Genomic DNA, 22,846 nt, shown 5'->3' on the forward strand with positions numbered 1-22,846 from the left:
GCCTGGCGCTGTACATTCTGCTGGCTATCATTATTGCCACGCTGGTGGGATATAGCACCTATAGTTTTGTAAAGTACACGCTTTAGCAGTGACATTAATTGACATTTAAATGCCATTAATTTAATTACAAATAATACCAACAATATTAACAGAAGGAATAAAAAGCATAATATTAGTGCTACGCATAATGGCGTAAAACAATCACTCAGGAAAGTATATTGCGTAAAATGTCATTTTACCTGACAATATGTTTTTTAACTGATGATTAACAAGTAATGAAACATCCGCTCGAAACGCTGATCGCCGCCGCAGGCATTTTATTGTTGGCCCTGATCTCTTGTTTACTGCTGCCAGCGCCATCCCTTGGGTTAACGCTGACGCAAAAACTGGTCGATACCTTCCATCTGATGGATCTCAACCAGTTTTATACCCTGCTCTTTTGCCTGTGGTTCTTAGCGCTGGGCACGGTAGAATATGTGGTGTTGCGCTGGGTCTGGCGCCGCTGGTTTTCCCTTGAGCGCTAACCCGGTAAAGTCACGCATTCCCACCACCAGCGCCTCGCACCAGGCGGCATAATCATGGCCGCTTGATGAAGGATGGAAGCTAACGCGATAGCCTTTATCGCGTAGCGCCTGTTCAAATGCGAGGGTATTGCTGTAGATTCCGCCATCAGCTCCCGAGGTTTCAAACCGGCCCGCCTGGAGCCAGAAACGTAGCGGATAGCGCGGCGACTGCTGATACTGGCGCGTCAGCCAGCCGGCTTCCTCGCCTTTGGGCGCCCACCAGTAAGAGCCCGACAGGCTGAGAACATTGGCAAACAGCCGCGGATAGCGCAGCGCGACCCACGATGCGGCCAGGCCACCGTAGCTGGAGCCGGCGACAACGGTTTTTTGGCGGATGGCATCCAGCCCCTGTTGTCGCAGCCAGGGCAGCAGCTCATGGGCCATAAAATCGGCAAAGAAGGGATTGGGCGGCAGCTCTTTCGCCCGCCGCGAGTGATCGAGACTATCAATAAATACCACGTTGATCGGCGGCAACGCATGGCTGGCGATCAGGCTGTCCAGCACGTTGGCAAAGCGGTATTCATCCTGGTAGGTTTTGCCATCAAACAACATCAGCGTCCAGCGCGCGGGCTGCGGCAGGCGCGGGCGGTAGATCATCACTTCCCGGGTATTATGCAAAAAATCGCTGCGCAGCTGATGGCGGGTCAAGGTGCCATAGCGCAGCGGCTGCGCCATCCGCTGCGGCGTGCAGTAGCGCGCCGGATTGAGCGCCAGCAGCGAATAGCGGTTCCAGCGATCGCTGGCGCGGTTGACGCTGTGCGGGTTCAGCGGATCGGCCTGAGCGCTGACCAGAATCGCACGCCGCTGCTCGTGTCCGACGCCGTCAACCTGCGGGACATCCGGCGCCAGCTTATATTGCATCAGCGTATCTGCCGGTACCACGTAGCTGCGAAACCAGACATCGGAATGGCCAAGCCGAAACAGCGGATCGTGATCGCCCGCCGGGGATCCCAGCAGGAAGACGTTTTTTCTCGCCCCGCGCCACAGGAAGGTGACGCGCTGGTGTCCGGCATCCACCGGTTCGACCATCGGCGTCCCTTCCTGTTCGCGCTCCTGCCAGAAACGCGCCGTAGAACCGCCCGCCGCCAGTTCCTGCATCAGCTGCTGCAAACGAGGACTGACGGGATCCAGTGCCTGGGTTTTCGCCAGCGCGGTGGTCTCCTTCATCCGCCAGCGGAAACGCCAGCGGGCGCCTTCTTCGCCGTGGAGCACCAGCGCAGAAGCGCGGTTCACCGGCAGGGAGAACAGCAGCGTTTGCTCGCCATCCGGCGGCCCTCCCGCCAGCAGCGTGCGCAGCCGACGGTTATTTTCATCCAGCAGGCGGGCATCCGTTACCCCGGAAATCGTCGCCGAGACGTAGTTTTCCCCTAACGTCGGCAGATCAAAACAGACTTCGCCGCTGGCATCGAATTTTCCCTGCAGCTCTCCCTGCCGCGAAGAAGATTCGCAGTTCATTGCCACCGCCGGTAGCGCACTCATACCGATCAGCAGACCACCCCATGCCATTTTCATCGCCCGATTTATCCCTGTAAAAATTTGTTACTAACGCTAATGCAAATGGTAATGATTTGCAATAACATCAATTCCGCTCGTTCAGGCCATTAGATTTTTCTGATGGGGGAAAGGGATGATTATGGCAATTTCAACCAAGGACATAGCGAAAAAAATGTTTAAATATAATAAGATAACTAAACTCTGGGTCACGGGTCTTGCCGTGGCAACACTCGCCGGGCAGGCGCTGGCGGAGGAGACGCTGGTGGTCACCGCCAGCAGTAGCGAAGATCCCACGGCTCCGGTCAAAGGTATCGTGGCGACGAAAACCCTTTCCGCCACGAAAACCGCCGCCGGGCTGGTGAAAACCCCGCAGTCGGTCTCGGTCATCACCCGCGATCAGATGGCGGCGCTGGACGTGACGTCGGTGTCACAGGCTCTGCGCTATAGCGCCGGGGTGTTCACCGAGTATCGCGGGTCGTCCAACCGCAATGACGAAGTCTTCGTGCGCGGCTTCAGCTATGTACCGAAGTATCTCGACGGCCTGAGCTATGGCGCCACCGCTTCGTCGCAAACCGGCACGATGGATCCGTGGCTGCTGGAGCGCGTCGAGCTGGTACGCGGCCCGGCCTCGGTGCTGTTTGGCCAGGTCAACCCCGGCGGGCTTATCAGCATGACCAGCAAGCGTCCCACCAGCCAGCCGGTGCATGAAATCCAGTTCCGTACCGGCAACGACAATCTGGCGGAAGGCGCGTTTGATCTCGGCGGGCCGTTAAGCGACGACGGCCACCTGCTCTATCGCCTCAACGGTATCGCCCGCAGCCAGAACAGCCAGGTCGAGGATTATAAAGAGACGCGCGTCGCCATTGCGCCGGCGCTGACGTGGTATCCCAACGATGCCACTCGCTTCACGTTGCTGACCAGCTATCAAAAAGATCCCGACGCCGGTTATCGCAACTTTCTTCCGCGCTACGGCACCGTCAACAACGTCGATGGCAGCTATATTCCGCGCGACTTTAACGTCAGTGACCCCAGCTACAATCAATCCTGGCGCGAACAGACGCTAATCGGTTATGAATTTGAGCATCAGCTCAACGATATGCTGACCCTACGGCAGAACGCGCGCTATGGGACGATAAAGCAGAAATATCGCTATCTGGTCTATTCCAGCAGTGAAGCCAATAGCTCCGTGCTCTCGCGCCGCGCCCAGCATGAGGAGCGGCAAACCGATGAGTTCGGTATTGATAACCAGCTTGAGGCGCAGTTCGCGACCGGTCAACTGGCGCACACCGTTCTCAGCGGCCTGGACTACAAAACCAGCAAGGATAAGCAGTACCTCGGTCGCGCCGGCGGTTCGCAGTACGATCTCGACTGGCGTGCCCCGGTCTATGGTGTAAAGGTCGATGAAAGCACCTTCCGTACCGCCAGCGATGAACAGCAGAATCTCGATCAGGTTGGCCTCTACCTGCAGGATCAGCTGAGCCTGGAAAACTGGGAGCTGCTGCTTTCCGGCCGCTACGACTGGGCGGAAGTGCGTACCACCGACTTTACCGACAGCAGTCGCAGCCAGAAAAACGACAGCAAGTTTACCTGGCGTACCGGTCTGCTGTACGCCTTTGACTTTGGCCTGTCGCCCTATATCAGCTACAGCACCTCCTTCGAGCCCAACCTGCAAACCAACCGGGCGCCGGGCGTCGCTCCGTTCGATCCCAGCGAAGGGAAACAGCTGGAAGTGGGCGTGAAATATCAGCCTACGCCGACGGCGTTGATGACTCTGGCGATGTACAACCTGACCCAAAGCAACGTCGCGACCTGGAACAGCGCGGCGGGATGGTATGAGAACAGCGGCAAGGTCCGCTCGAAGGGGGTGGAAGCCGAAGCGCACGCCACCTTCTTTGATAACCTCAACCTGATTGCTTCGTACACCTGGACCGATGCGGAAACCGTGAATACCACCGTCGCCGGCACCGAAGGGAAAACCCCGGCGCGTATTCCGACCCATATGGCCTCGGCGTTCACCAGCTACACCCTGCCCAATGGCGTGCTAAAAAGCCTGACCGCTGGGGTTGGCGTGCGTTATATCGGCACCAGCTACGGCGATGCGAAAAACACCTTCAAGGTACCGGCGGTGGATCTGTATGACGCGATGGTCAGCTATGAGTTAGGCGAATTGAGCTCGAGCCTGAAAGGGGCGAAAGCGCAGTTCAACATCAACAATATTGCCGACACCAAATATGTTGCCTCGTGCGCCGGCGATAGCGCCTGTTTCTATGGCGTGGGTCGTACGGTTACGATGACGGTAAACTACGCCTGGTAGAAAGACAAAAACGCGTCCGCCGGTTTCCCCGACGGACGCGCCTCAGTGGGCGCGATTGTGATTCTCTTTACGGTAGGCACCCGGCGGCTGATGAAAGGTGCGGGTGAAAATGCGGGTAAACGTCTGCTGAGAATCAAAGCCGTATTTCAGGCAAATATCATAAACCCGCTGATCGGTATCGCGCAGATCGCGCGCCGCCAGCCGCAGTTTACGTTCGCGGATATAGCGCCCCAGACTCTCCCCTTTGTACTGCAAAAAGAGTCGTTGCAGATGCCATTTCGAATAACCAGAGTGGCGAGCAATATCATCAATACGCAGCGGCTGATGCAAATTGTCATCAATCCACCCAACGATAGTCTCAATCACCTGAGCGGAAATAGTCATAAGTCCTCTCCTCTTGAATCAAACCCGTATTTATCGCCACCAGCGATTAAATGATTGCGTCTTATCGGCAACCCAAACCGGCTCGCCAAGCATCGGCGTTAACAACCGCCACGGTCGTTGCTCGCTGGCCGCAGCCAGCCGCTTATAGGGATCGTCCCAGCTGTGTTTCGCCAGCACGAAGCGCCCCGCATGTCCCGGCAACACCGCGCGCGTACGGAGATCGTCGGCGGCCTGGGCGGTCTCGTCAGGCATCATGTGAATGTATTTCCAGTCCTGGTCGTACTGACCGTTCTCCATAATCGCCAGATCCACGGCGCCAAACTGTTCGCCGATGGCTTTGAAGTGCGGGCCGTAACCGCTATCGCCGCTGTAGTAAATCTTCTGCTGCGGCGTGACGAACATAAAGCTGGCCCACAGCGTCTGATTACGCTTCAGCCCCCGACCGGAGAAATGACGGGCCGGCAGGACATGCACGGTCAGTTCGTCGCTGATCTGCACCGCCTGATTCCAGTCCGCTTCGCTGATGATGGCGCTCTCCATGCCCCAGTAGCGCAGATGCGATCCCACGCCGAGCGGCGTCACCACGCGCTTGATTTTTGGCATCAGCGCTTTGATGGTGGCGTAATCCAGATGGTCGTAGTGATCGTGCGAAATAATCAGCAGGTCTATCTCCGGCATACGCTCTGCACGCCACGGATAGTCACCCGGGAAAGCTTTATTAATAAATGAGAACGGCGCGGCATAGTCGCTGAAGACCGGGTCGATCAGGATGCGTTTCCCCGCCAGTTGCAAATACCAGGAGGAGTGGCCGAGCCACACCATCGTATCCTGCCCGAGAGGCAGGCTGGCGAGATCGGTATTGACCAGCGGCAGCGGCTGCGCGGGACGGGCATTTTCGCGTTTAGTCACCAGAAACTCCCACCAGGCGGCCAGCATATTTTTCTGCCCGGTGAAGCCCGGCGTGGGGAGCTGATTATGAAACTGGCCATCGCGATAGTGCGGCGACTGTTCCACCAGACTGAGCTGCGCACCCTGCGGCGCCCGGCCAAACCCGGCATTTAAGACAAACGGCAAAGCGGTTGCTGAGGCTAATAACATAATGGCGACCACGCTGAAAGTGACACGGTTCATAACCTGACCAGATGAAACTCCCTATTATGAGAGTTTAGTGATATAACTTGATTATGAGTGAGTAAGCACTCATTATTAAGATGAATATGAAAGTCGTCAAGACGATTTTCAATTTTTTAACATCCACCGTTGCAGTGCCCTGACATGGCATGTTTAGATCGGGGTTTGATTTCGCGTGAGGTAAAATGTAGTGGCTCGTCCTAAGAGTGAAGATAAAAAACAAGCGTTGCTGGAGGCCGCAACGGCCGCCTTTGCCCAGTCGGGTGTCGCCGCCTCAACGTCGGCCATTGCCCGTAGCGCCGGAGTTGCCGAGGGGACGCTGTTCCGCTATTTCGCCACCAAGGATGAGTTACTCAACGAACTGTACCTCTCTATCAAATCAGGTTTAGTTAAAGCGATGGTTTCCGGACTGACGCCAAACGAAAAACGGCCGAAAGAGAACGCCCGCAATATCTGGGACGGCTATATCGACTGGAGTATTCGCCACCCGATGGAGCACAAGGCGATTCGCCGGATGGCGCTCAGCGAACGCATCACCGATGAAACCCGAACCCGCGTAAGAGAGATGTTCCCCGAGCTCAACGAAATGTGCCAGCTGTCGGTCAAGCCGGTCTTTCTGAGCGATGCCTACAGCGCCTTTGGCGACGCCCTGTTTCTGTCGCTGGCGGAAACCACTATCGAATTTGCCAGCCACGATCCGCAGCGTGCCCCCGATCTGATCGCCCTCGGTTTTGAGACCATGTGGCAGGCGCTTCACGAGAACGACGCCTGATGGACCGCGCTTCGCTGCACGCCAGCGCCCACCGGATTGCGCTCGCCTACCCGTTTACCGAACACTGCTGGCCGTTCGGCCCCGAGTATGATGTGTTCAAAGTTGGCGGGCGCATTTTTATGCTCACCATGACCATTCGCGGTCGGGCGCTGGTGAATCTGAAAGCCGATCCGCAAAAATCCCTGCTCAATCGGGAGATTTACCGCAGTATTGAGCCGGGATATCACATGAACAAAAAACACTGGATTACCGTGGTTCCTGGCGAGGATATCAGCGAGAGTCTGCTGGCCGAACTTATCGATGATTCCTGGAATCAGGTGGTGAATAAACTGGCAAAAAAAGATCGGCTGCGGCTACGTCCGGCGGGATTTTCAGGCTAGCGCGATAAGTGTTATCGCATTTTTGTCTCTTATCATTTCCCCGCCTTCGCTGTACTCTTCTCCCACTAAACGCCCCTTAAGGGGCTGTAAACTCGAATTATCTTGAGCATAAACCGTGAGGAAGAGTTATGGATATCGTCTCCGTTGCCTTAAAGCGCCACTCCACGAAAGCCTTCGATGCCACAAAAAAACTGACTGCTGAAGAAGCCGAAAAGCTGAAAACGTTGCTGCAATACAGCCCGTCGAGCACCAACTCTCAGCCGTGGCACTTTATCGTTGCCAGCACGGATGAAGGGAAAGCCCGCGTGGCGAAAGCCGCCAGCGGCACCTATGTTTTCAACGAACGTAAAATTCTTGATGCTTCTCATGTCGTGGTTTTCTGTGCCAAAACGGCCATGGACGACGCCTGGCTGGAGCGCGTGGTGGACCAGGAAGAGGCCGACGGACGCTTCGCCACCCCGGAAGCCAAAGCCGCTAACCACAAAGGCCGCCTTTTCTTTGCCGATATGCACCGCAAAGATCTGCATGACGATAACCACTGGATGGCGAAGCAGGTTTACCTCAACGTCGGCAACTTCCTGCTCGGTGTCGCAGCGATGGGGCTGGATGCGGTGCCGATCGAAGGCGTCGATTTCACGATCCTCGATGCGGAGTTCGACCTGAAAGCGCAGGGCTATACCAGCCTGGTGGTTGTTCCGGTCGGCCACCACAGCGTAGAAGATTTCAACGCCGGGCTGCCGAAATCGCGCCTGCCGCAGGCAACGACCATCACCGAGATTTAATCTTCCCGCGCACGCCGCTCGCCGGCGTGCCAGATTCGTTCGGCATAGCGGCCAATCACCGCCAGCGAAACGGCCAGAATCAGGAAGAACACCACCTTGTGCATCCCGTCCCAGAAAAACTCGAAGAAACGCGTATAGAGATTGATAGCCAGGAAGGTCAGGCCAAAACCGCGCAGCATTCCGTCATCCGTTTTCAGACTGATATAAATACAGATGCCCGCCGCGACGCCGAATAGCAGCGCCCACGGCAGCTGCTGCAGCGGTGAAATACTGTACCAGGCGTCGAGATCCCGATAGCCAAAAATCGACAGAATCCACAGCGCAATAAACAGATACGTCAGGCCCATGGCCTTACTGACGGTAAACAGCCGGCGCTGAAGCAGCCACTTTTGCAGCATAAAACAGAGCGCCAGCAGCACGCCGCCAAACAGCACAAAACGAATCGGATAGTTCATGCCCAGCCAATAGGCCCCCCACCCCGACACGTAGCCGGTTTCCGCGCCGAACCAGTTGCCCAGCGCCAGCAGGAAGAACAGCCACACCAGCCCGGAACGGGCCGCCAGGCCGATAGCGCCATAGATAGCGCAGCCGACCAGAAACAGTGGCGCAATATGGCCGCTGCCGTCATCCAGCCGCTCGCCGAGCTGCCACAGCGCCAGCGCGGTAAACACCACGCCGACAAACAGAATCGCCTCGGTACTGTAGTGCCAGTAGGCGGCCCGCCGCTGGCGGCGGAATCCCCACAGGTAGCAAACCAGCGCCACCGCCGCAGGCAGCGCAATCCGCGCCAGCGCCGAGTCGCTGAACAGGCTCACCAGCCAGGCGATCAGTTCGCTATCGGCAAGCATGCTGCCCAGCGCGATCAGCAGGCAGGCCAGCGCCGTCCAGAAGGCGTAGCGGCTCAGGCGCTGCCAGTCAAAGGCGCTCACGCGCAAGGTGGCCGCCAGCCGCTGGTTTTCCGCGTGACTCAACGCCCCCGCGGCCTGCCATTCGTCCAGCGCGCTCTGAATCACCCGCTGTTGTTTCCTGGTCACGTTCATCTGCGTTCCCTGTCGTTATGAGTAGAGAGAATCCTGTTTATCCAGCCACGCCAGCGCCTGCTCGCCGGCTTCGTCCATCGGCAGGTACACCAGCAGCCGTGAGCCATTACGCGGGGCGGAATACCAGTACATCTGCTGCAGACTAAAGCGCCCGAGCTGAGGATGGTTGAAATTCTTCACCTGATTTTCCACGCCGCGAACGTCATAGCGCTGATGCCACAGCGTTTCAAACTCGGCGGAGGCGGCAAAAAAGCGCGCCAGCTTATTTTCCCACAGCGGGTCGCCCCGGTGTTCGGCCATGGCCGCGCGGAAATAGGAGACAAACGTCGGCAGCACATCGCGGTTCTCGATGCGGCTACGCCAGGTGTCGTGGGTGAGATAGAGATAAATACAGTTACGGTTTTCTTCGGGGAGCGCGGCAAAATCGACGCCCATCAGCCGACAAAAACTGTCGTTCCACGCCACGATATCGAAATTGGGTTTCTGGATACTGGCCGGCTGCGGCATCAGGCTATCGAGCATTCGCCGGGTCCCCGGAGCAATCCCCTCGCATATGCTCACCTGCGTCGTTTCCGGCGGCGTTAGCCCGGCGAGCACGAACAGATGGCGCGTCTCCAGCGGGCTGCACTGCAGCGCATTCGCGACGCCCATCAGCACCGATTCCGACGGATTGACCTCCCGTCCCTGCTCCAGCCAGGTGTACCAGGTCACGCCGACATCGGCCAGCATCGCGACCTCTTCCCGACGCAGCCCCGGCGTGCGTCGCCGGCCCACTCGCGGCAGGCCGAGACGCTGCGGGTCAAGGCTTTCACGCCGGGAGCGCAGAAAGGCGCCCAGCTGCTTACGGCTATCGTCGGGCGCTATCGGCACCGTTTCACGTTGCGGCATTCCCGTCATATTGACTCCAGCATGGTAGTACCAATACCAGTATAGACAGGAACTGGTACCCGTTTAATTTATCGGTAATGCTACGGCTATCCGCTGAATGACGCAATGGAGAGATCCGATGAATTCGTCTGCTGTTTCACCCGGCCGCGCCGGTTTACTGCTTCTGTTGACCGGCCAGATGCTGCCGCTGATCGACACCTCAATTACCAACGTGGCGCTGGACTCCATTACTCATTCACTGGATGCCAGCGCCACCCAGCTGGAGCTGATCGTCGCCCTCTACGGCGTCTCTTTTGCGGTGTGCCTGGCGATGGGCAGCAAGCTGGGCGATAACTACGGCCGCCGCCGTCTGTTTATGTGGGGGGTCGCGCTTTTTGGCCTCGCCTCTTTGCTGTGCGGCATGGCCAACTCCATCGGCGGACTGCTGGCGGCCCGCACGCTGCAAGGCGCAGGCGCGGCGCTGATCGTGCCGCAAATCCTCACCACCCTGCATGTGACGTTGAAAGGCAGCGCCCATGCGCGCGCGATCAGTCTGTATGGCGGGATTGGCGGGATTGCTTTTATCGTCGGGCAGATGGGCGGCGGCTGGCTGGTCTCGGCGGATATCGCCGGCCTGGGCTGGCGCAACGCGTTCTTTATCAATGTCCCGATCTGCCTGCTGGTGCTGGCGTTTAGCCGCCGTTATGTCCCGGAAACCCGCCGCGAAGCCCATTCGGCTATCGACTGGCAGGGCACCTTCAGCCTGGCGCTGATCCTCTGCTGCCTGCTGTTTCCGATGGCGCTGGGTCCGGAACTTCACTGGCCGTGGACGTTCCAGCTTTTGCTGGTGGCCATACTGCCGCTGCTGGCCTGGATGCGGACCAGCGCGTTGCGTAAGCAGCAGCGCGGCGAACAGCCTCTGCTGCCGCCCCGGCTGCTGAAGCTCACCAGTATTCGCTTTGGCATGGCTATCGCCCTGCTGTTCTTCAGCGCCTGGTCCGGCTTCATGTTCTGCATGGCGCTGACCATGCAGGCCGGTCTCGGCATGGCGCCATGGCAGTCAGGCAACAGCTTTATTGCCCTCGGCGTGGCCTATTTTGTCTCCGCGCTGTACGCGCCGAGGCTAATTGCCCGCTTCAGCATGGCACGCATTCTGCTGATTGGGCTGGCGGTTCAGATAGCCGGCCTGCTGCTGCTGATGGCCACCTTCGGTCACTTCGGCGCACAAACCTCGTCGCTGGCGATGGTGCCCTCTACCGCGCTTATCGGCTACGGCCAGGCGCTGATCGTTAACAGTTTTTATCGCATTGGCATGCGCGATATCAGCGCCAGCGATGCCGGTGCCGGGAGCGCCATTCTCAGCACCCTGCAACAGGCGACGCTGGGATTAGGTCCGGCAATTCTCGGCTCGCTGTTTTTAACCCTCGCCCGAGGCGGCGGCACCTATCCGCAGGCGCTGATCGATTTCCTGGCCGTGGAGGTGGCAATGATGCTGCTCTTAGGCGCGATTGCCCTGTGGCTTCGCCATCATCTCAATATTCGTCCGGTGGCGACCGCCTCATAATTCAAAATGGCATGACGCCTGATTTGCATAATATACATCCAGCGGTCATCATTACCGCTGGATGTACAGGAGACGTTATGCAGGAATTAATCTCACACATTGCCGCATTAGGCATCGAAATTACCCCCACCACTTCGCTCATTATTATCTTCGGCATTATTTTACTGACGGCCATTGTCGTTCATTTTATTTTGCATAAAGGCGTGCTGCGCGCCTTCGAAAAACGCGCGCAGGCCAGCAGCCATTTGTGGCTGCAAATCATCACCCAGAACAAACTGTTTCACCGGTTGGCCTTTACCCTGCAAGGGATTATCGTCAATGTGCAGGCGGTTTTGTGGCTGCAAAAAGGCAGTGAAGCCGCCAATATATTAACCACCTGCGCCCAGCTGTGGGTCATGATCTATGCCCTGCTGTCTTTCTTTTCGCTGCTCGATGTGGTCTTCAATTTATCGCAGAAATTCGCCACCGCATCCCAGCTGCCGCTGAAGGGGATATTCCAGGGCATTAAGCTGGTCAGCGCGATTATTATTGGCATCCTGGTTATCTCATTACTGATTGGCCAGTCGCCGGCGATATTGATCAGCGGCCTCGGCGCCATGGCCGCGGTACTGATGCTGGTATTTAAAGACCCGATCCTTGGCCTGGTTGCCGGCATTCAGCTTTCCGCCAACGACATGCTGAAGCTCGGTGACTGGCTGGAAATGCCGAAATACGGCGCCGACGGCGCGGTCATTGATATTGGCCTTACCACGGTGAAAGTGCGCAACTGGGACAATACCATCACCACGATCCCCACCTGGTCGCTGGTATCCGACTCCTTTAAAAACTGGAGCGGGATGTCCGCCTCCGGCGGGCGCCGCATTAAACGCAGCCTGAATATTGATACCACCAGTATCCATTTTCTCGATGAGCAGGAGCAGCAGCGCTTAATTCAGGCCCGGCTGCTTAAGCCCTATATGGACTCGCGTTATCAGGAAATTAGCGAGTGGAACCAACAAAATGCCGCCGACCATTCGGTGCTGAACCTGCGCAAGATGACCAATATCGGCACCTTTCGCGCCTATTTACAGGAGTATCTGCGCAACCACCCGCGACTGCGCAAAGATATGACGATGATGGTGCGCCAGCTGGCGCCGGACGCCAACGGCCTGCCGATTGAGATCTACTGCTTCACCAGCACCGTAGTATGGGCAGAATATGAAAGCATCCAGGCTGATATTTTCGACCATATTTTCGCCGTGGTTGACGAATTCGGGCTGCGTATTCACCAGTCACCGACCGGCAACGATATTCGTTCGCTGGCGGCGGCACATCACGGGTAATACTCAGGCACTGGCGCGGGCAATGATGCGCCAGTCCATCATCACCCGTTCGGCGGTGGCATCCGGGTTGTCGATTTTCTTCAGCAGCAGGGTCACCGCCGTGCGGCCAATGTCGCGCGACGGCTGTTCCACGGTGGTCAGCTGCGGCGAGACCATCTCCGCCAGCTCCGTGCCATCAAACCCCATGACCGCAATATCGTCCGGAACCCGCAGTCCGGCCTGCGCAATCGCGCGCAGGGCGCCTGCCGCCAGCGAATCGGCGACGGCAAATACCGCATCCGGCCGCTCTTTGGAGGCCAGCAACGTTTCCATTGCCGCTTTACCGGCGGCAGCGCTGAGGTCGCTGGCATAGGCCACCTGCTGCCAGGCGAGCTCACGCACATGGAGCACGTTTTTATAGCCGCGCTCGCGCAGGCGGGCATAGCGATAGCTCAGATCGTGGTTAATCAGGGCAATGCGCCGATAACCGCTCTCCGCCAGCCGCGACACCGCCCCCTGCGCCGCATCGATGTCGTTTATGCCGACGCAGGAGATACTGCCGGCATCGGCATACTCGGCGCACTGCACCCACGGCGCATCGCCGATCATCATCGTCAGTTCCGGTAGGCTGGAGAGCGCGTTCATCGTAATAATCCCGTCGACCACTTTCCCCGACAGCAGCCGCAGCCCGGAAGTCGAGCGCGCCAGATCGGACCCGGAATTACACAGTAATATACGGTAGCCGTGCCGTTCCGCCTCCTCTTCGATGCCCTTCACCACTTCCGCACAAAACGGGTTCGCAATATTCGACACCATCACCAGAATCATGTAGCTCCGTGCCGTCCGCAGCTGGCGGGCCAGCAGGTTAGGCTGATAGTTGCTCTCTTTAATCGCCTGCAGCACGCGTTCGCGGTTCTTCGGTTTGACGGTATCGCTGTTATTCAGCACCCGCGATACGGTTGCCACTGAGACACCCGCCAGACGGGCGATTTTCTGAATTGACATAAAGGCGGCACTTCCTGGGATAAGGGGGATAATGCGCAGGCTACCATAAACGGGCCGTCGGTGTGCAGCGGGAGCGCGCGCAAGCCCGCTGATGCCCCTGCATATCGCCATGGAAAACTATTAATTATCAGGGCTATTTTCCCCGGGCGTTAAGCGCGATGATTTTGCGGGTAAAATAAACACCGCGCTCGGGCGCCGAAAATTATAAAAGCTTATTATCAATACGTTAGGGATGATGTCATCAATGAAGATTCAAGTCGCACTGCTTGTCCTCGGCGGATCTCTCGCCGCCCTCACCGGCTGCACCGCCTCAAAATCATCGCCGGAGCGCCACGCGTACTATTTTGTCGCCCATCGTTCTGATTTTGTCGGCGGTAATTTTGCCGTAAATCGTCAGGAAAATTACCGCTTAAATCTGCCGACCTTCACCGGGATCTATAACCGCGGCAAACAGGACCGGACCGCCGGCATCAGCGAAAGCGATGCCCGACGCAACGCCGATGCCATTAAGCAACAGGTCGCGAAGGGTACCCGGTCACAACACACCTTTACCGGTAATGCCAGCGATAGCTGGAATAATGACATGGAGAATAAAGACGCGGTGCTGTTCGGCAACGAGCTTTCCGCCGCCTATCTGGACGGGTATCTTGGCGTGAAATAAGCCATTGCGCGCCACCGACGTGGCGCACAACCTGCCGGCTATCGCCTGACGCTGACCCAGCGCTGCTGCCGATGGCTTTGCAAAATCGCCTCAACGATATACATCACATCCGCCCCTTCATAAAATGAGGCGAAACGCCGCTCGTCGGCGGCCGGCATCTTCCCGGCGCGTACCGCCTGATAGAAGCTCAACATCATATTCTTGAAAGCGTCCGGCCACCCCTCATTATGCCCGCCGGGGAAGTGGGCGCTGGCGGCGACGTCCGGCTGCATCAGGCTCGGATCATCGCTGAGCAGCTGATTTGGCTGCGCGCGCTGGCCAATCCACAGCCGCTGCGGAAGTTCCTGATCCCACGCCAGCGAACAGCGGCTGCCGTTAATTTCAACCGCCAGGCGGTTCTTTCTCCCGGCGCTGACCTGCGAAACGGTAAAGCAGCCTTTGCTGCCGTCATCAAAGCGAAACAGCACGGACCCCATATCTTCCGTATCCACCTCGCGCACCTCAAAACGCTGAGATTCACCCGTCTGGCTGAAGGTGGACTCGCCGGAAACGGCCGCGTGGCGCGTCGGCCAGACGATAGAAAGATCCGCCATGACCTCGGTGATGCGCCTGCCGGTCATAAACTGCACCGTGTCGCACCAATGGGAGCCGATATCCGCCACCGCCCGCGAGGCGCCGCCCAGCGCCGATTCCACCCGCCAGTTGTAGTCACTTTGCTGCACCATCCAGTCCTGCAGATAGCTGCCGTGCGCCGAAAACAGCCGCCCGACCTGTCCGGCACGCATCATGCTGGCGGCCTGCTGGACCATCGCGAACTGGCGATAAACAAAGCTTACGCCGTGCACCACCCCCGCCTTCTCCGCCAGCGCGACCAGTTCGCGCGCCTCATCCGGAAGCATGCACAGCGGTTTTTCCGAGAACAGATGCAGCCCGGCGCGCAGCGCCTGGCGGTTAATCTCCGCATGCAGGTGGTTCGGCGTGCAGTTATGTACCACCTGTAAGCCGGGATGAGCCAGCAGCGCCTCAACCTGACCATAAGCCTGCGCTACATTGAGCTGCCGCGCTTTTTGCTGCGCCTGCGCCAGATTGCTGTCGCACAGCGCCACCACCTCGATGTCGCCGACCCGGCGCAGCGCTTCAATATGCGCCGGACCAATAAATCCTGTCCCAATAATGCCGACCTGAATCATGCTTGCCCCTCGCGACCGCTGGCAAAATCATCAAACGCCCGTTCGGAGACGGGAATAATATGGCGGCGGATAAATTCGCTGCCCTCGCGCGCGCCGGCCTCCGCCTCCTTCAGGCAGCACTCCCACTCCAGCACCGCCCAGCCGTCAAAGTCGTATTCGGTCAGCTTGCTGAAAATGCTCTTGAAATCAATTTGCCCATCCCCGGGCGAGCGAAAGCGCCCCGCCCGCTGCAGCCAGGGCTGATATCCCCCGTATACCCCGCTGCGGCCGTCGCGACGAAACTCGGCATCTTTGACATGAAAGGCTTTGATCCGCGAATGGTAGATATCGATATACGCCAGGTAGTCCATCTGCTGGAGGTGCAAATGGCTGGGATCGTAGAGCATATTGCAGCGCGGATGGTTATCTACCCGCTGCAGAAAGCGTTCAAAGGTCACGCCATCGTGCAGGTCCTCACCCGGATGAATTTCATAGCAAAGGTCGATCCCCTGCTCATCGTAGAGATCGAGGAGCGGACGCCAGCGCCGCGCCAGTTCATCAAACGCCTCATCAATCCGTGCCGGATTATGCGGCGGCCAGGGGTAAAACAGCGGCCACGCCAGCGATCCGGAAAATGTCGCATGGGCCTGCAGGCCTAAGCGCGCCGATGCCACCGCCGCCTGGCGCACTTTTTCCACCGCCCACTGCTGGCGCGCCTGCGGATTTCCGCGCAGCGCGGCGGGAGCAAAGGCGTCGAACGCTTGGTCATAGGCCGGATGAACCGCCACCAGCTGCCCTTCCAGATGGGTTGAGAGCTCGCTGATGGTCAGGCCATGTTCCGCCAGCCGCCCGCGAATGTCATCGCAGTAGGTCTGGCTCGTCGCCGCCCGTTCAACATCAAAAATAGCCGGATGATTACACGGGATCTGTAGCGCCTGATAGCCCAGTCCGGCGGCCCAGGCGGCGATCCCGTCCAGGGTGTTAAACGGCGCCTGAGCGCCGATAAACTGTGCCAGAAAAATCCCCGGTCCCTTCATCGTTTTCATACCCCCTCCTGATAGTTAATGCTGTTCTTTCTCACGGTACTGGAAAGAGAAAAGGAAAATCAGCGCAATAACCGCCGCGGCCACCGCCGGAATCCACCAGAAGGTGACCCACGCCTGCGGCACGCTCTGCCCGGCCACCAGCTGGTTATACAGCGCGCCGGAAATTTGCGATCCCAGCAGCATCCCGATGCCGTAGGTGAACATGACGATCATGCTTTGCGCCTGGCCTTTGACCTTCTCCCCCGCCACGCGGTCGGTATAGATAAAGCCGACAACAAAAAAGAAGTCGTAGCACACGCCGTGCAGCAGGATGCCGAGATAGAGCAGGAAGCGCCCCTCTTCACTCACCCCAAGGGCAAAGAAGGCATAGCGCACAAACCACGCCGCCATCCCGACCAGCAGCATGTACTTGACCCCGAGGCGGCGAAACAGCAGCGGGATCACCAGCATAAACGCGATTTCCGACATCTGCCCAAATGACATCGCGGTGCTGACATCCGCCACGCCGGCATCCGCCAGATAGGAGGCGGTGTAGGCATAGTAGGTACCCAGCGGAATCGAGATCAGCGTGGCGCAGAGTGAGAAAATAAAGAAATGGCGCGTCTTGAGCAGCGCAAACGCATCGGCGCAGAGCAGGTCGCGAAACTTCAGCGGAATGCCTTTCGCCGCTGCCGGCGTATGTGGCAAAGTCAGGCTGTAGAGGGCCAGTAAGACCGAACACAGCGCCGCCAGATTAAAGATAGCCGTGGTATCGGAAATTCCGCTCACGCCAATACAAATCCCGGCAATAATCCAGCCGATGGTGCCAAAGACGCGGACCACCGGGAAGGTTTTATCGACATTATTCAGGCTGTGGAAAGCAATATTGTTGGTCAGCGCCAGCGTCGGCATATAGCACAGCGTATAGCCAAACAGCAGGCCGATAAGCAGCGCGCCATTGTGCGCGACCAGCGCCTGGGGAACGAACCACAGGATTGCGGCCCCCGCCAGATGCATCACCGCCATCACTTTCTGCGAAGCAAAGAAGCGATCGACCAGCATCCCCAGCACAAACGGCGATAAAATCGAGGCGATAGGCCCGGCAGAGAACGCATCGCCAATCAGCAGCGCCATATCGTAGCGCGTCATCACCAGCCCCAGGGTCACCGACCAGCTTCCCCAGATAAAGAACTGCATAAACATCATTAGCGCCAGGCGCGGCACCAGAAACCGGTGCTGTACGCCAACGCTTTCACGCCCTTCCGTCGTTGATACCATTTTGTCCGCCCTCAAAAAGTAATCGATTACAAAACGTCACCAGATGGAAAGTAATCGATTACAAAAAGAAGATCCTGCGCAAAATACGCTAAGCGCGAAGACGATCACAATAATAGGCAGATCGCCCCGGCGAACGCCGGGGCAAGGAGGCATTACGCCGGACGGCGCAGCAGCTTAAAGACCATAAACAGGAACAGGATCCATACCGGCAGCAGAATGGCCGACAGGCGCATGCCGTCGATGGTGCACATCAGCACCAGAATCAGCGCGAGGAAGGCAATACAGAGGTAGTTGCCGCCCGGCGCCAGCAGCGCTTTGAACTTCGGCTCCCGCCCTTTTCGGCGCTGGGCCGCGCGGAACTTGAGGTGCGCCATGCAGATCATTATCCAGTTCAGCAGCAGCGTTGCCACCACCAGCGCCATCAGCAGACCCAGCGCTTTCTGCGGCAGCAGATAGTTCAGCAGCACCACCAGCGAGGTAATCACCCCGGAGAGGATCAGCGAATTGACCGGCACGCCGCGTTTGCTGACGCGGGCCAGAAACTTCGGCGCATTGCCCTGGACCGACAGACCGAACAGCATGCGGCTGTTGGAGTAAACGCCGCTGTTGTAGACCGACAGCGATGCCACCAGAATGACGAAATTCAGCGCAGAAGCTACGACGTTACTGTCAAGATTATGAAAAATCATCACAAACGGACTGCTGTCGGACTTAATTTCCACCCACGGATAGAGCGCCAGCAGCACCACCAGCGAACCGATATAAAACAGCAGAATACGGTACACCACCTGGTTGACCGCTTTCGGAATGCTCTTTTGCGGATTTTGCGCTTCGGCGGCGGTAATACCAATCAGCTCCAGACCGCCGAAAGAGAACATAATCACCGCCAGGGACATCACCAGGCCATGCCAGCCGGTGGCGAAGAAACCGCCGTGACGCCACAGGTTATCAAATCCGGCTTTGCTGCCGCCGTGGCCGCCAAACAGCATCCACAGGCCAAAGCCAATCATGCCGATAATCGCCAGCACTTTAATTAAGGCAAACCAGAACTCCGCCTCGCCATACAGGCGAACGTTAACGAGGTTAACGGCATTGATGATGACAAAGAAGGCCGCCGCCCAGACCCAGGTCGGCACATCCGGAAGCCAGTACTGCATATAGATACCGGCGGCGGTGAGCTCAGCCATCCCCACCAGCACAAACATCACCCAGTAGTTCCAGCCGGAGAGAAAACCGGCAAACGGCCCCCAGTATTTATATGCGAAGTGGGCAAAGGAGCCGGAGACGGGCTCTTCGACCACCATTTCGCCAAGCTGGCGCATGATCAGAAAAGCGACGATCCCGGCGACGGCATAGCCGATCAGGACCGCCGGGCCGGCCATCTGAATCGCCGGTCCGATACCGAGAAACAGGCCGGTACCGATAGCGCCGCCGAGGGCAATGAGCTGAATATGTCGGTTCTGTAAACCGCGATGAAGCGTCGGGCCGCTCTCCGCTGTGGCATCTGACTGCGTTGACGCGTCTTTCACGTCTTTCCCCTGTGAGTTTTTATGAAGGGGCACCTTTTAACACTTCTGCTCGCCCGACTTCAAGCTGCAGATGCGTTGATTGCGCGGCAATGGATGGCGACGGGCGGCGAAAAAGGGATAAACAGAAGGGGCGAGCGGCGTTGGCCCGCCCCGGATTTTACCATCAGAAATCGTAGCTCATCGATACCTTAACGGTACGAGGCTGCCCCTGGAACAGATAGGTGCCGGTATCATCAATACCTGACCAGTAGTTCTCATTGGTCACGTTATCCACCCCGGCACGCAGGACCATCTGGTTTTGATTCTGATTCAGCGCCAGACGGTAGCGTACGCCCAAATCGAGGGTCGTATAGCTGTCGAGCTTTTTGCTGTTCGCCGCGTCGGCATACTGTGAACCGGTGTGGTTCACCCGCGCGGTGGCCGTCAGCCCGTCAACCGGCTTGATGTCATACTCCGCACCTAACACCGCGTAGAAGCGAGAAACGCCGATGGCATCTTTACCCTCGTTGATACCCTGCGCCGTTTTGGTTTGCTTCGGATCCAGCCACTGCACGCTGCCGTTCAGGCGCAGGCCCAGCGTCGGCTCGCCGAAGACGTTCAGTTCGGCACCGCGGTTACGCTGCTCGCCATCCAGACCGTAGTAGCCGTTAGCATCGGAGATGGCGTTAGGCTTTTTAATTTCAAACAGCGCCAGCGACCCCCCCAGGGTGCCATAATCAATTTTCACCCCCACCTCATCCTGTTTCGAATGAGCGATCCCGGTACTCTGCCCGGCATTTGTCGCGGTATTCGGCGCCACGCTCCCCGGCTGCAGCGCCTCGGTGTGGTTGGCATACAGCGACAGCGTCTCCCACGGCTTGTAGACCAGGCCGACCGTCGGCGTCCAGCGGCTCTGGGTATAGCGGGAAGAGGTATCTTCCAGACCGGTTTGATTACTGTAGTTACGCACCACCACTTTCTGATGACGCGCGGCGGCGGTAAGCAGAAGGCTGTTATCAAAGAAACCTAGCGTGTCGCTCAGCAGCCAGCCCTGGGTACGGCTGCGTGAGGTGGTGAGCGGGTCGAAGTAGTTGCCGCCAAAATAAGCGTTATTCGGCATCGCCACATCATGGTTGTCATAGATATTGGTGGTCGGGTTTTTCGCCGACATACGCCACGCGGTGGCATCGGTTCTGACCTGGGCGGCATAGCCGACGTTGACCTGATGAGAGATAACACCGGTGTTGAAATTACCCCGCACACCGCCCATTCCGCTGATCGAGTCGATGATGCGGTTGGTATCCAGACGCCCGACGGTCGCATCGCCGTTCTCGTCAACCAGCTTCGGCGCGCTGTAGATGCCGGTTTCATGCGAGTGCTGGCCGCCGAGGGCGCTGTACAGCGTCCAGCTGTTGGTCAGGTCATACTCGGCTTTGGCCATACCGAATTCGCTTTCGATATCGCTATAGCCCCACTTCTGGCTGTAGTTTTTGCTGTTATCCGGCAGCGCAGGAACAAAATCGATGCCGCTGATATTGATTCCCATCGTTCCGCCATGGAACGTCTTTTTCTGATAGCCGAAATCAAGAGAGGAGCGGAAACGGTCGCCGCGATAATCCAGCCCCAGCGACGCCAGCGTCGTGCGGCGCTTGTCATTATCAACCGCCCCCTCACCTTCGCGGTGAACCAGGTTCACCCGGGCGCCAAACTGATTATCCTCGCCAAAGCGACGACCAAGGTCGAGGCTGCCGCCGACCTGGGAATCGGCGGTATAGTCCACGCCAACGCGGGTGGTCGGTATATCATCCGCACGTTTCGGTTCGAGGTTGATCATCCCGCCGACGCCGCTGCTGGCGACGCCATTGAGCAGACCGTTAGCCCCTTTGAAGACTTCAACGCGCTCCAGCATCTGGGTATCCATCACCTGACGCGGCACCACGCCCGCCAGACCGCCCATGGTCATATCATCGCCATCCAGCTTAAACCCGCGAATGCGATAGGTTTCGGCAAAGTTACCGTAGCCCTGCACCGCCTGAACGCCGGCGTCATTACTGACCACGTCGGCGATAGTTTGCGCCTGCTGATCCTGAATCAGTTTCGAGGTATAGCCGATAACGTTAAACGGCACGTCCATCGCTTTTTGTTCGCCAAGCATACCAATACGGCCGCCGTGGGCAATTTGTCCGTCAAGGAAGGCCGGTACCACCAGGTCGCCGCCGGCTTTAAAATCGCTGCCTTCGGTCGCCTGAACGAGCATAACCTCTTCGTTTTTGGGGCTATCCGCGGTGTTGTCTGCTGCCGCAGCGCTATGGGTAATGGCGCCAATGGTTAACGCCAGCAGCGTTTTGCGCAGCGGGAATGGGGAAGACGTGATGTGCATAATGAGTCCGTGATGAAGATAAATGAAACAAATGGCCCGCTGCCGGGCCAGAATTTTTTATTGCGCGTTCAGGTCGATGCGGACAACGCTGTCCGGACCTTTGGTGGAGTGATCTTTGTTGAACGGTTGTTTAACGGTCACAAACAGCGTCTGCCCCTCGGCATCGAGCAGCAGGCTGTTTGGATTCGCAGGGATATCCCACTGTTTTTTCAGCGCATAAGTGGTGCCATCGAGGCTGATAACCTTGCCGGATTCACGCTGGGAGATATAAATTTCATTGCGTTTCGGGTTGAACAGCACCGCCAAAGAGTCACCCACCTCCAGCTGCTTAATCACTTTGCCGCTGTGAATATCCAGCACCAGGGTGGTTTTCGCCTTCGAGTTATCGGTCACAAACAGGCGCCCGGTCTCGCTGTCTTCGGCGATGTTCAGCAGCAGAGCCGGTTTGTCGCCCAGCGGTTTCCAGCGTTGTTCAATCCGGTTGCTGCGCGGATTAATCACCAGGATCTCGCCGCTGCCGTTGGCGGCGTACAGGCGGCCGGTTTGCGTGGAATAGTGCAGGCCAGTCATCCACTTGCCGGTATTTTTAATCCGCGTTTTCAGCTTCAGCGTGGTCGCGTCAACGACCCAGATTTGCGCCGGGTCGGCGACGGCGCCGACGTACAGGGTATTGTCCAGCAGCAGGATCTGGCGCGCGCCGTAGGGCATCCCTTTCTCATTACGCTCGCTAAACAGCAGGCGTTTTTTGACCTTCCCGGTCGCGGTGTCGATGGCGCTGATGCCGCCGTCCAGCGAATGAGTAACGAACAGCGTTTTGCCGTCCGGCGTCATCTGTACGGCAAAGTTTTTCAGGTCGGTATGGCTCAGGCCGATGGTTTTCAGCGTTTTCGGGTCAAGCCTGTAGACAGCGCCGCCCTGCACATCTTTAAACCCTTCGGCGCTGGCCACGTACAACGCATCGCCCTGCGGGCTGAGCGCCATTTCGTACAGCCCCTCAGCCAGTTCACGTTTGAGCGGCTGTATGACGGTAACGGCGTTTTTCTCGGCGACCGGCGGGGTTACCCTCGTGGAAGGGGGGGTGGCGCAGCCGCTTAAGACGGCAGAAATGACCAGAGCTAATACCGGAATGGTGTATTTCATCATTGAAATCCTTAACAAAATCAATAAACCGGTGGTAGCTCTGCGCCGATATTATGTTGTTCCGGCATAGCAAGTCTGAACCCCACCC

Annotated in this window: 20 protein-coding genes; 8 read left to right on the top strand and 12 right to left on the bottom strand. The window is 57.8% G+C overall.

The features are described 5' to 3' along the window. Positions 1 to 275 precede the first annotated feature (275 nt). On the top strand, positions 276 to 524 hold the full coding sequence (locus tag BV390_RS13285; protein WP_085397011.1) for a DUF1158 domain-containing protein: 249 nt from the start codon (positions 276 to 278) through the stop codon (positions 522 to 524). On the opposite strand, the gene BV390_RS13290 is transcribed toward BV390_RS13285, so the two are convergent. Beyond that, the gene (locus tag BV390_RS13290; RefSeq protein ID WP_032700613.1) at positions 453 to 2,075 is read right to left on the bottom strand and encodes an alpha/beta hydrolase-fold protein; all 1,623 of its coding nucleotides are present in this window, start codon (positions 2,073 to 2,075) and stop codon (positions 453 to 455) included. The genes BV390_RS13285 and BV390_RS13290 overlap by 72 nt on opposite strands. Before the next feature lie 154 nt (positions 2,076 to 2,229). On the opposite strand from BV390_RS13290, the gene BV390_RS13295 reads away from it, so the two are divergent. After that, positions 2,230 to 4,371 (top strand): TonB-dependent siderophore receptor, encoded by a 2,142-nt coding sequence (locus BV390_RS13295; protein WP_032696619.1) that lies wholly within the window; start codon positions 2,230 to 2,232, stop codon positions 4,369 to 4,371. Positions 4,372 to 4,413: 42 nt separating this feature from the next. Here BV390_RS13295 and BV390_RS13300 read toward each other — a convergent pair whose 3' ends face one another. Together BV390_RS13300 and BV390_RS13305 are read right to left on the bottom strand one after the other, a co-directional pair. Further along, on the bottom strand, positions 4,414 to 4,755 hold the full coding sequence (locus BV390_RS13300; protein ID WP_004859189.1) for a RamA family antibiotic efflux transcriptional regulator: 342 nt from the start codon (positions 4,753 to 4,755) through the stop codon (positions 4,414 to 4,416). A gap of 30 nt (positions 4,756 to 4,785) precedes the next feature. After that, on the bottom strand, positions 4,786 to 5,886 hold the full coding sequence (locus tag BV390_RS13305) for an MBL fold metallo-hydrolase (RefSeq protein ID WP_032689029.1): 1,101 nt from the start codon (positions 5,884 to 5,886) through the stop codon (positions 4,786 to 4,788). Between the two features lie 190 nt (positions 5,887 to 6,076). Between BV390_RS13305 and BV390_RS13310 the strand changes: the two genes are divergently transcribed. From BV390_RS13310 to nfsB, 3 genes are all read left to right on the top strand, one after another. After that, positions 6,077 to 6,658, top strand: a complete 582-nt coding sequence (locus tag BV390_RS13310) for a TetR/AcrR family transcriptional regulator (protein WP_047664308.1) — start codon at positions 6,077 to 6,079, stop codon at positions 6,656 to 6,658. Further along, complete coding sequence (locus BV390_RS13315) at positions 6,658 to 7,038, top strand: MmcQ/YjbR family DNA-binding protein (RefSeq protein WP_032689032.1); 381 nt, start codon at positions 6,658 to 6,660, stop codon at positions 7,036 to 7,038. The genes BV390_RS13310 and BV390_RS13315 overlap by 1 nt, the downstream gene beginning before the upstream one ends. Positions 7,039 to 7,166: 128 nt before the next feature. Next, positions 7,167 to 7,820: an oxygen-insensitive NAD(P)H nitroreductase gene (gene nfsB, locus BV390_RS13320; RefSeq protein WP_032689034.1), complete on the top strand. Its 654-nt coding sequence runs from the start codon at positions 7,167 to 7,169 to the stop codon at positions 7,818 to 7,820. Here the strand turns inward: nfsB and BV390_RS13325 are convergent. Both BV390_RS13325 and BV390_RS13330 read right to left on the bottom strand, forming a co-directional pair. Beyond that, entirely contained in the window at positions 7,817 to 8,860 is a 1,044-nt protein-coding gene (locus BV390_RS13325; RefSeq protein WP_085397012.1) for a DUF2157 domain-containing protein, read from the bottom strand. The genes nfsB and BV390_RS13325 overlap by 4 nt on opposite strands. A 15-nt stretch (positions 8,861 to 8,875) precedes the next feature. Then, complete coding sequence (locus BV390_RS13330; protein ID WP_032689038.1) at positions 8,876 to 9,757, bottom strand: helix-turn-helix transcriptional regulator; 882 nt, start codon at positions 9,755 to 9,757, stop codon at positions 8,876 to 8,878. A gap of 109 nt (positions 9,758 to 9,866) precedes the next feature. Here BV390_RS13330 and BV390_RS13335 point away from each other — a divergent pair, with 109 nt between their 5' ends. Both BV390_RS13335 and BV390_RS13340 read left to right on the top strand, forming a co-directional pair. Next, positions 9,867 to 11,291, top strand: a complete 1,425-nt coding sequence (locus BV390_RS13335; RefSeq protein ID WP_085397013.1) for an MFS transporter — start codon at positions 9,867 to 9,869, stop codon at positions 11,289 to 11,291. 77 nt (positions 11,292 to 11,368) lie between these two features. Further along, the gene (locus BV390_RS13340) at positions 11,369 to 12,613 is read left to right on the top strand and encodes a mechanosensitive ion channel family protein (protein WP_032689040.1); all 1,245 of its coding nucleotides are present in this window, start codon (positions 11,369 to 11,371) and stop codon (positions 12,611 to 12,613) included. A 3-nt stretch (positions 12,614 to 12,616) separates the two neighbouring features. Here the strand turns inward: BV390_RS13340 and BV390_RS13345 are convergent, their stop codons facing one another. After that, entirely contained in the window at positions 12,617 to 13,597 is a 981-nt protein-coding gene (locus BV390_RS13345; RefSeq protein WP_049265961.1) for a LacI family DNA-binding transcriptional regulator, read from the bottom strand. Between the two features lie 244 nt (positions 13,598 to 13,841). Here BV390_RS13345 and BV390_RS13350 point away from each other — a divergent pair, with 244 nt between their 5' ends. Next, the gene (locus BV390_RS13350) at positions 13,842 to 14,258 is read left to right on the top strand and encodes an Exc2 family lipoprotein (protein WP_064384191.1); all 417 of its coding nucleotides are present in this window, start codon (positions 13,842 to 13,844) and stop codon (positions 14,256 to 14,258) included. A 38-nt stretch (positions 14,259 to 14,296) separates the two neighbouring features. On the opposite strand, the gene BV390_RS13355 is transcribed toward BV390_RS13350, so the two are convergent. The 6 genes from BV390_RS13355 to BV390_RS13380 form a co-directional block, all read right to left on the bottom strand. Beyond that, positions 14,297 to 15,448 (bottom strand): Gfo/Idh/MocA family protein, encoded by a 1,152-nt coding sequence (locus BV390_RS13355; RefSeq protein WP_032689044.1) that lies wholly within the window; start codon positions 15,446 to 15,448, stop codon positions 14,297 to 14,299. Further along, positions 15,445 to 16,473 (bottom strand): sugar phosphate isomerase/epimerase family protein, encoded by a 1,029-nt coding sequence (locus BV390_RS13360; protein WP_032696460.1) that lies wholly within the window; start codon positions 16,471 to 16,473, stop codon positions 15,445 to 15,447. Before BV390_RS13360 ends, BV390_RS13355 begins: the two co-directional genes overlap by 4 nt. 15 nt (positions 16,474 to 16,488) lie before the next feature. Further along, on the bottom strand, positions 16,489 to 17,730 hold the full coding sequence (locus BV390_RS13365; protein WP_032696461.1) for an MFS transporter: 1,242 nt from the start codon (positions 17,728 to 17,730) through the stop codon (positions 16,489 to 16,491). A gap of 152 nt (positions 17,731 to 17,882) precedes the next feature. Beyond that, positions 17,883 to 19,259: a phenylalanine transporter gene (gene pheP, locus BV390_RS13370; protein WP_032689048.1), complete on the bottom strand. Its 1,377-nt coding sequence runs from the start codon at positions 19,257 to 19,259 to the stop codon at positions 17,883 to 17,885. 163 nt (positions 19,260 to 19,422) lie between these two features. Then, positions 19,423 to 21,618, bottom strand: coding sequence for a TonB-dependent receptor (locus BV390_RS13375; RefSeq protein WP_032696463.1), 2,196 nt, complete (start codon positions 21,616 to 21,618; stop codon positions 19,423 to 19,425). A gap of 57 nt (positions 21,619 to 21,675) precedes the next feature. Further along, positions 21,676 to 22,758: a YncE family protein gene (locus BV390_RS13380; RefSeq protein WP_032689050.1), complete on the bottom strand. Its 1,083-nt coding sequence runs from the start codon at positions 22,756 to 22,758 to the stop codon at positions 21,676 to 21,678. Positions 22,759 to 22,846: the final 88 nt, after the last annotated feature.

This window comes from Klebsiella sp. YJ, from assembly GCF_002108615.1.
GTDB lineage: Bacteria > Pseudomonadota > Gammaproteobacteria > Enterobacterales > Enterobacteriaceae > Klebsiella > Klebsiella planticola.

Bases quoted from the DNA above. Each gene is read 5' to 3' on its own strand.
- BV390_RS13365 (WP_032696461.1), bottom strand. From the start codon at position 17,730: ATGGTATCAACGACGGAAGGGCGTGAAAGCGTTGGCGTACAGCACCGG.
- BV390_RS13355 (WP_032689044.1), bottom strand. From the start codon at position 15,448: ATGATTCAGGTCGGCATTATTGGGACAGGATTTATTGGTCCGGCGCAT.
- BV390_RS13315 (WP_032689032.1), top strand. From the start codon at position 6,658: ATGGACCGCGCTTCGCTGCACGCCAGCGCCCACCGGATTGCGCTCGCC.
- BV390_RS13290 (WP_032700613.1), bottom strand. From the start codon at position 2,075: ATGAAAATGGCATGGGGTGGTCTGCTGATCGGTATGAGTGCGCTACCG.
- BV390_RS13330 (WP_032689038.1), bottom strand. From the start codon at position 9,757: ATGACGGGAATGCCGCAACGTGAAACGGTGCCGATAGCGCCCGACGAT.
- BV390_RS13345 (WP_049265961.1), bottom strand. From the start codon at position 13,597: ATGTCAATTCAGAAAATCGCCCGTCTGGCGGGTGTCTCAGTGGCAACC.
- BV390_RS13285 (WP_085397011.1), top strand. From the start codon at position 276: ATGAAACATCCGCTCGAAACGCTGATCGCCGCCGCAGGCATTTTATTG.
- BV390_RS13380 (WP_032689050.1), bottom strand. From the start codon at position 22,758: ATGAAATACACCATTCCGGTATTAGCTCTGGTCATTTCTGCCGTCTTA.
- BV390_RS13360 (WP_032696460.1), bottom strand. From the start codon at position 16,473: ATGAAAACGATGAAGGGACCGGGGATTTTTCTGGCACAGTTTATCGGC.
- BV390_RS13350 (WP_064384191.1), top strand. From the start codon at position 13,842: ATGAAGATTCAAGTCGCACTGCTTGTCCTCGGCGGATCTCTCGCCGCC.
- BV390_RS13300 (WP_004859189.1), bottom strand. From the start codon at position 4,755: ATGACTATTTCCGCTCAGGTGATTGAGACTATCGTTGGGTGGATTGAT.
- BV390_RS13295 (WP_032696619.1), top strand. From the start codon at position 2,230: ATGTTTAAATATAATAAGATAACTAAACTCTGGGTCACGGGTCTTGCC.
- nfsB (WP_032689034.1), top strand. From the start codon at position 7,167: ATGGATATCGTCTCCGTTGCCTTAAAGCGCCACTCCACGAAAGCCTTC.
- BV390_RS13335 (WP_085397013.1), top strand. From the start codon at position 9,867: ATGAATTCGTCTGCTGTTTCACCCGGCCGCGCCGGTTTACTGCTTCTG.
- BV390_RS13305 (WP_032689029.1), bottom strand. From the start codon at position 5,886: ATGAACCGTGTCACTTTCAGCGTGGTCGCCATTATGTTATTAGCCTCA.
- BV390_RS13375 (WP_032696463.1), bottom strand. From the start codon at position 21,618: ATGCACATCACGTCTTCCCCATTCCCGCTGCGCAAAACGCTGCTGGCG.
- BV390_RS13340 (WP_032689040.1), top strand. From the start codon at position 11,369: ATGCAGGAATTAATCTCACACATTGCCGCATTAGGCATCGAAATTACC.
- BV390_RS13325 (WP_085397012.1), bottom strand. From the start codon at position 8,860: ATGAACGTGACCAGGAAACAACAGCGGGTGATTCAGAGCGCGCTGGAC.